Source organism: Achromobacter veterisilvae (assembly GCF_900496975.1).
Lineage (GTDB): Bacteria > Pseudomonadota > Gammaproteobacteria > Burkholderiales > Burkholderiaceae_B > Achromobacter > Achromobacter veterisilvae.
In genome coordinates this window covers 1-6,929 of sequence record NZ_UFQC01000082.1, presented here as the reverse complement: position 1 = coordinate 6,929, position 6,929 = coordinate 1, and the positions used below count along the sequence as shown (strand labels likewise).

The 6,929-nt window shown below is 64.6% G+C and carries 6 protein-coding genes; 2 read left to right on the top strand and 4 right to left on the bottom strand.

Annotation, left to right across the window (positions count from 1 at the left end):
* A partial coding sequence (locus tag AVE30378_RS32265; RefSeq protein ID WP_165360361.1) for an Hpt domain-containing protein occupies positions 1–370 on the top strand: 370 nt, incomplete at its 5' end.
* Positions 371–506: 136 nt separating this feature from the next.
* Positions 507–1,817 (top strand): fimbrial protein, encoded by a 1,311-nt coding sequence (locus tag AVE30378_RS32260; protein ID WP_165360360.1) that lies wholly within the window; start codon positions 507–509, stop codon positions 1,815–1,817.
* A gap of 214 nt (positions 1,818–2,031) precedes the next feature.
* Here the strand turns inward: AVE30378_RS32260 and AVE30378_RS32255 are convergent, their stop codons facing one another.
* The 4 genes from AVE30378_RS32255 to AVE30378_RS32240 form a co-directional block, all read right to left on the bottom strand.
* Entirely contained in the window at positions 2,032–4,635 is a 2,604-nt protein-coding gene (locus AVE30378_RS32255; RefSeq protein WP_208742487.1) for a fimbria/pilus outer membrane usher protein, read from the bottom strand.
* 139 nt (positions 4,636–4,774) lie between these two features.
* Positions 4,775–5,539 carry a fimbrial biogenesis chaperone gene (locus AVE30378_RS32250; protein WP_129247241.1) on the bottom strand — a complete coding sequence of 255 codons (765 nt, stop codon included), beginning with the start codon at positions 5,537–5,539 and terminating at the stop codon, positions 4,775–4,777.
* An 85-nt stretch (positions 5,540–5,624) separates the two neighbouring features.
* Complete coding sequence (locus tag AVE30378_RS32245; RefSeq protein ID WP_129247239.1) at positions 5,625–6,263, bottom strand: fimbrial protein; 639 nt, start codon at positions 6,261–6,263, stop codon at positions 5,625–5,627.
* Between the two features lie 266 nt (positions 6,264–6,529).
* Positions 6,530–6,929 (bottom strand): Hpt domain-containing protein (locus AVE30378_RS32240; RefSeq protein WP_165360359.1); only part of this gene is annotated, 400 nt, incomplete at its 5' end.

The following is a 6,929-nucleotide window of genomic DNA, read 5'->3' as shown; positions in this document are numbered from 1 at the left end:
ACTGGGCCGAACCCTGTCGGAACTGACCGGCATCGCCTGGGAATCGCCGGCGGCAACCGGCTCCGCCGAAGACCTGAAGGACGGACAGGCGATACTCGACGCCCTCAGGCAAACGTTCCTTCAATCCTGCAAGGCCTCGCTGGAGACATTGCGCCATGCCCAGGCCCAAGGCGACACGGCGCAACTGCTGGCGGAACTCCACTCGCTAGGCGGCGCGCTGAACGTCTTCCGCGTGCATGACGTGGCGCGGGATTGCAGCGAACTGGACCAGGCGGTCAGACAGACGGGCATCGCGGCCAATGCCGCCGCCATCGACCGGCTCTGCGACGCCTTGCGCCAAATGGAGCAGCACCTGCCCCCGGGAACGTAGAGGCAATCGGACCGCTCCGCTTTAGAACTTGTCCGATATCCGCCTGTGCGTCGCGCTTCTAAGATTCGTCCAATAGGGCGCGATCGCGATGACGCGCCGTGAATCCGTACACGGAAACGGCACCAGGAGCACGAAATTGATACATGGAAAAAAAGGGTTCGGCCTGCGAAAACGCGGCCGGGGCGCGAGACTGAATACGATCCTGGGCGGCGTCGCGCTGACGGCCGGCCTGCTCCCCGCCACGCCGGCGCATGCCGCCTACGCGTCCTGCACGATCACGTCGACCGCCGGCATGTTCTCGAGCGTTTCCTTCTGGAATCTGCCGGCTTCCCCCACCTTCACGAAAGGCGCCGTATTGGCGACCCATGACATGCGGTTGAACATAACGATCAACCAGCTCAGGTCGGTGGGCAAGCAGGCTCCCAATCCAGGCGGTACCGGCCTGCGGAGCGACCGGATATTCATCACGGAACCTAGCTGGGGCAACGTTCCCTGGGACACGGCCACGCGGTCCAGTCTTCTCAACTATTACCCCAAGCTCGGCGGCAGATTCATCGTCACCGGCATCACGACCAGCAATCTGGATCCGGATGTCGATACCGGGGTCCAGTTTCCCGTCATGCTCGAGCCCAACAAATATACGGGGGGGTTCAGATTCTTCGTGGCCCACAAGGATAACGACGATAAGGTAAAACGGATCACCGCCACCCTGACCATTACGGGCCGATATGAAATCGTTCTCCAGAATCCCGATGGATACGTAAGCAGCTATCTCACCCAGGACGCTCTGCGGCTGAACCAAGGCCCCCTCATCAATGTTTTCCTGGGCTCTTTCCCGGACAACACCACCAACGACGGGGAATCCGGCATAGACTGCTTCACCCCCACCTACATGGCCAACAACAACCTGGGCAACCTGGAGTCCGTGCAACTGCCGTCGAACTATCCTACCTGCCAGTTCGACACGAACTCATTGAACCAGACGGTCAATCTCCTGGGCGTCAACGCGAGCCGCGTCGTCGCCGCGGGCCGCCCCCGCGAGGAAGGCACGGAAAACGAGGCAACGTTCTCCCTGATTGCGAACAACTGCGCGGCGGGCGCCACTTTTTCCATGTATTTCTCCGACCCCCAGGGCACCGGCGCGCAGGTGAACTACCTGAAGCCCGAGAGGGGAAATGTGGGCATTCGCCTGTACCGCGACGCCGACGTCTCCTCGGGAACCCCGGCCTCCCAGAATCCGATCGTCTATTTGCCGCAGCCGGTGGGCAGCAGCCTGCCGTCGCCCACGGCGACGAATCCCATCAAGTACGGCAATGCCAGCGCGCCCAAGAATGCGTCGTACAACATGAAGTTCACGGCACAGTATGTGCGTCTGCCCGACACGCCGCCGGTTGCGGAAGCGGGTTCCGTAAAGGCGAAGGCCACGGTCACGATCGTGTACCCCTGAGTTCCCGGCCGCCGCTGGATGGCGGCAGGCGGAATTCATACTTGTCAGATAGTCTGTCCGGCCCCGCGGGGCTACGATATTCATGCTCTTCGTCCACTCCCGGGCGGGGAGCGTTCCCTTCCGTTTCCCCGATCATTTTCCCTGATCGGGGTTTTTTTTTCGCAAGCGGGATCGCTGCCTTGCGCAGGCGCGGCGGAAGCCGTCCGCCGCGCCCCTACAGCTTCTTCGTCGAAGGGTCCTGGCCCACCAACGGCCCCTGGCGAGGCGGATTCTTGCGTTCGATCGCCCGGGCGCTATCGCACTTCAACGAAATCCTCTGGTAGTTTTCGCCTTCCGTCCTGGCCGGAAGCGCATAGGGGATCCGGCATTCCAGTTCGTTCCAGCGGACCAGCAGCTCGCCCTTTTCCTTGTCTTCCGACAGCATGGCCAGCACCCGCCCGCGCGGATCGGTGATGCCCAGGCGGTTGCCGTCGGCATCGTCGACCGTCGCGCCGAACGCCATCGGCTTTCCGTCGGGCTGCGTGAGTTCGAATTGCACGCGGCGGCCGGTGTCGGCCTTGAACGTCACCTGGCCGATCGCCCCGCGCGTGGGGACGATCTGTTGCATGGCGTTGTCGAACTCGACTTCGGCCGTCAGCTTGCGCGTATCCAGCCCGACCCAGTTGCTGCGGAACGGCGTGGCGCTGGGCACCACGGCGTAGCCGTTGCGGCCGGTTTCCGCGCCCGCGTAGCTCGACAGCCCGACGCCCGCCACCGGCGGATCCACCTTGGCCAGCAGGAAGGTGTCGCCCACCGACTGGCCCAGGTTGACGCCGCCTCCGTGCGCCACCACCGAACCATTGGCCGACAACGTCGTCGCATGGTAGTGGTTGCCATAGCTGTAGCCCGCGCCCAGTCTCGCGAACGAGGTGGTCGTGCTGGCCGCGGCCGAACCGCTGCCGCCGCCATCCATGCCGCGGCCGGCGGTAATGCTGTAGCCGATGTCCCGTTCCGTCGGCAGTTGCCCGCCGACGCCCGCCTGCACCGATGAGCCGGAGCCCTGGCGGTTCAGGCTGGTGTATCCCTGCGGCGCCCCCGCGCCGGAACCCAGCGGGAAAGACAACGTCAGCGACATCAGGTTGTCGCTGTAGCGCCTCCCGTAAGGTCCGCCGTTGACATTGCGCATGTGGCTGTAGCCCAGGTTGTACGACACCCGGCCCAGCGAATTGCTGTAGCCGACGGACAGGCTGCGCGACCGGGAATCGTCCCAATAGCGCGCGTCCGAACCGCTCAGGTACAGGCTTCCATAGCGGTTGCCCTGCCCCAGGTTCTGCGCCAGGTAGGCATCCACGCGGGAACGCGTGTAGCCGTAGCGCGAGGCGTACGGATCCACGCCGTCGGACCGGTTCTTGGCGTAGACATGGTCGGACAGACTGCGGAAGCCGTCGTTCAGGCTGCGCTGATAGTTGACGGAAACGTTGGTGTTGGTGTCTTCCAGGAACTTGCCGTAGCGCAGGTCCAGTTTGTCGCCGGACAGGCTTTTGCCGTCGTTCTTGCTGATGGAATGGGTGGCATCCAGGGAAACCGCGCCGGCGCGCGTATTCACGCCCGCGCCCAGCGAATAGGCCTGGTAGCCGGCGGAAGCCTGCAGCCCCGCGGCCAGCGTGACATTGCCGGACACGCCATAGAGCAGGGACGCGCTACCGAAGATAGGCCGTTCCCCGCCGCTGCCGTTCCGCTTGAACCGTCCAAACGCCCCATCGTAGCGGACGCGCCCTTCCCGCACCATGAGCGGCGGGCTGGAAAAAGCCTGGCGCTGCACGCGCCGGCTGCCGTCGGCCTCGATGACCGTGATTTCCATGTCCCCGTTGGATCCTGACGGCGACAGATCGGTGATCTCGAACGGCCCCGGCGCGACCGTCGCGCTATAGATCAGGTAGCCGTTCTGCCGCACTTCGACGGTGGCGTTCGACTCGGCGCTGCCGCGGATCACCGGCGCATAGCCCTGCTCGTTGTCGGGCCGCATGGCCTCGTCCGACGCCAATTGCACGCCCTGGAATTGCACACCGTCGAACAAGGGCGAATTGGTGTAGGTCTCTCCGATCTGGAGCTGGCTTTTGATGGCATTGAGCCCGCGCTGCAAATAGGTGTTCTGGCTTTGGAACTGCGTGGACTGGCGGCTGCCCGTGGTCAGGTAGGAATTGTTGCGCAGCCGCCAGGCGCCCAGGTTGGCGCCCATTTGCAGTCCCACGCTCGTGGAACGGTCGTTGCTGCCGCCCGTGCGGGTGGACCAGCCCCTGCGGCTGTTGAGGCTGTAGTTCACGAACGCGGCGGGCACGCCATCTTCCCAGAGGGAGGGGTCCACGTATCCGCGATGCGAAGCCGACATGTAGGCCTGCGGCACGCTGAGGTTCAGGCGCAGGCGCGGCGCATCGTAGTGGGCGCTGGCCTGCTCGATCAGTTCGGGCAGGCGCAGGCAGGCGCCTTGCAGGGCTTTGCCCTGGGCTTCGAGCTTGCGGATATCCACGCCGGCCTGCGTCAAGAGTTCGGCCGTAAAACAGGGTTCCACCTGTCCGGTGCCCGGGTTGACCGAAAACGTCACGTCCCGGCGGCCCGCCGGATCGCCGTTGGTATAGATGTCCACGCGATAAGTGCCGGCCATCACCTCGCTGCCCAGCAGCAGCGATTTGACGTCCGCGGCCTGGTAGGCGCCTTGCAGGAAGGCCATGCTGAATCCGGACGGATCGCCCGGCTGCTCGGTCTGGCCAAGCGCGGCGACGGCCGTGGAAGGCTTGGCGGTGCCGGTGGCGGCCGCCCACGTGGGAAGGCCCAGGCTCAAGAAACCTGCGATCACACCATGGACGGTGCGATTTGAATTGGAATTCCAGGATTTCATCGTGTCTACCACATGGTTTTTCACCCTCCCCCCGAACGCTTCGGCCACTCAGCGGTCTTCCGCTGGCCCCGGGGCGAAGAAACTACTTCGGCGCCTTGGCCGCGGCCGCATTGACGGGATCCGCGCCGGACAGGCGCGCCTTGTATTCATCGACGCCCCCGTAATCGTTGACCACGGAGAACGCCAGGGCCGTCGAGCCCGGCGAAACTTCCTTGCCGAGCGCGTATCTGCTCGTTTCGCCCGGCGCGACCATGACGCGCACCGCGACGGGAGCGCCGGAGCCGATGGCGATGTGGGAGAACGACACGTGGAAGGCGCTGGGATTGGATACCTGCAACATGGGTTTCCCCTGCTGCTGCACGATGCTCCATTGCAAAGCCGCGGGCGCGTCGTCGGCGGCTCCTTGCAGGCCCGGCGGACGGAAGAACAGCTTGATGCGCTGGCGTATCGCCATTTGCAGCACGTTCTCCCCAGGCACGGCTTCGGGGATTTCCTGCACGTTCAGCCACAGCACGGACTCTTTGTCCTGCGGCAAGGAGTTCTTTCCGCCCGCGTACAACACTCGCAGAAGCTGCTGCGAATCGGGCAGCATCTTGGCCAGCGGCGGGCTCACGGCGAAGGGCAATTCGCCCAGGTCGCCTTCGGTATTGCTTTCGACCCAGGACTGGACCAGGATGTTGGCCTTGCCGTTTCTGACGACAACGGACGCTTCCTTGTTACGGCCGTCGAAGATCACGCGCGTGGTGCTCAAGGAAATGGATGCGTGGGCGCTGGAGCCGCCAGCCAAAGCGGCCGCGATCAGCGCGGGGCCGCAAATGCGGCGCAGGGTGGAAAAAATAGCGGACATGCGGGGCTCCGGAACAGCCGTTATCGGGGGAGACCGCGATGCCGCGGCCTCCCCCATAACGCTTGGCGAAAAACGACCTTGTGGATCAGTTGTAGGAAAGCGTGTAGTACGCCGCGGCGGTGTAGCTATGGCCGCTGATACTGGCGGTGGAATCGCCATTGGCGGTCACCACGTATGCCCTGAGGTGGTAGGTGGCCGACTTCTTGTCCCCGGAGAGCTGGGGTTGCAGCGGTCCGGTCGCCGGAGTGGGGCCCGCGCTGATCGCGGTGGTGCCGGACACCGAGCCGGTGGTGAAATCCAGGGCCACGCCGGTGTTGTCCAGGAAGGTGTCGAACAGGGCGATGGCGACCTGGCCGGTGGCCGTCCCGATGTGCTTGCCGGAGGCAATGGCGGGCGAAATCTTCAGCGTGTAGTTGTCCACGCCCGCCGCGTCGGCGCAGTTCACCAGCAATTCAAAATCCTTGCCTTCCGGCGCCAGCGTCGAGCCCGGATGCGCCGCCTCTTTCGGAGACGAACCCTTGCCGATCTGGCCGATGGCCGTCGACCCCATGTCCACGTTGATGGTGCCGGTGCCGGAACCGGCGGCGCCGCCGCCGGAAACCACGCAGGTATCCGCGACGACGGATCCGGAGAAATTGATGGTGCCGCTGGCGCCCTGGGCGGCGTGTGCCGTGGACAGGCCCATCGCGGACAGCAATGCGAGACTCAAGAGATGTTTTTTCATGATTTCGTGTAAGTGTGTAGAGAAGAAAATGGGTACCTGTCATCGATGGAAATAAACCGCTTCTTTCGTCTTCAGATACCAAAGAACGGGCCGTTTCCAGCACCATGAGCATGGTAGGAATCGCAGCGCGCGTTGAAACTCAGACCAGTACGAAAAGCCCGGGCACATCGTTAAGGACTGCAAAAAAAACAAGCGCCCGGGCAGCGGCGCGGAACGATCGGCGCCGCGATGGACGGGCGTTCGGGAAAGGCCGCGGCGGGCGGCCCTTACACGCGGCGTCGCCGCGTCGGGCCCCGGGCCTCCGGAGCCACGCGCGCGCGCCGCAGGCCGGCCTCCAGCTCTTCGAGCAGGAGCTTGACGGCATGCGAGGCGTCGACATCGCCCTGCTGGAACCGCGTTTCCACGTCGACCAGCTTGTGGCGCATGTTCCGCATGCGGAACACCCCCAGCATGCCGCTCAGCGAATGCAGTTCCGCCCGCAGCCGTTGGGCGTCGCCGTCCTGCTGCGCCTGTTTCAGCGCGGACAGCGACGTTTCACAGGACTCCAGGAACAGGCTGCGCAGGCCCTCCGGCAGCGCCTGTCCGCCCAGCGGGTCGTCGGCCGGTTCGGCCGGCATGGGCGGCCCCCAGGCGATGCCGGTCAGTTCCGACAAGGTCCGGCCCAGC

Bases quoted from the DNA above. Each gene is read 5' to 3' on its own strand.
- AVE30378_RS32245 (WP_129247239.1), bottom strand. From the start codon at position 6,263: ATGAAAAAACATCTCTTGAGTCTCGCATTGCTGTCCGCGATGGGCCTG.
- AVE30378_RS32250 (WP_129247241.1), bottom strand. From the start codon at position 5,539: ATGTCCGCTATTTTTTCCACCCTGCGCCGCATTTGCGGCCCCGCGCTG.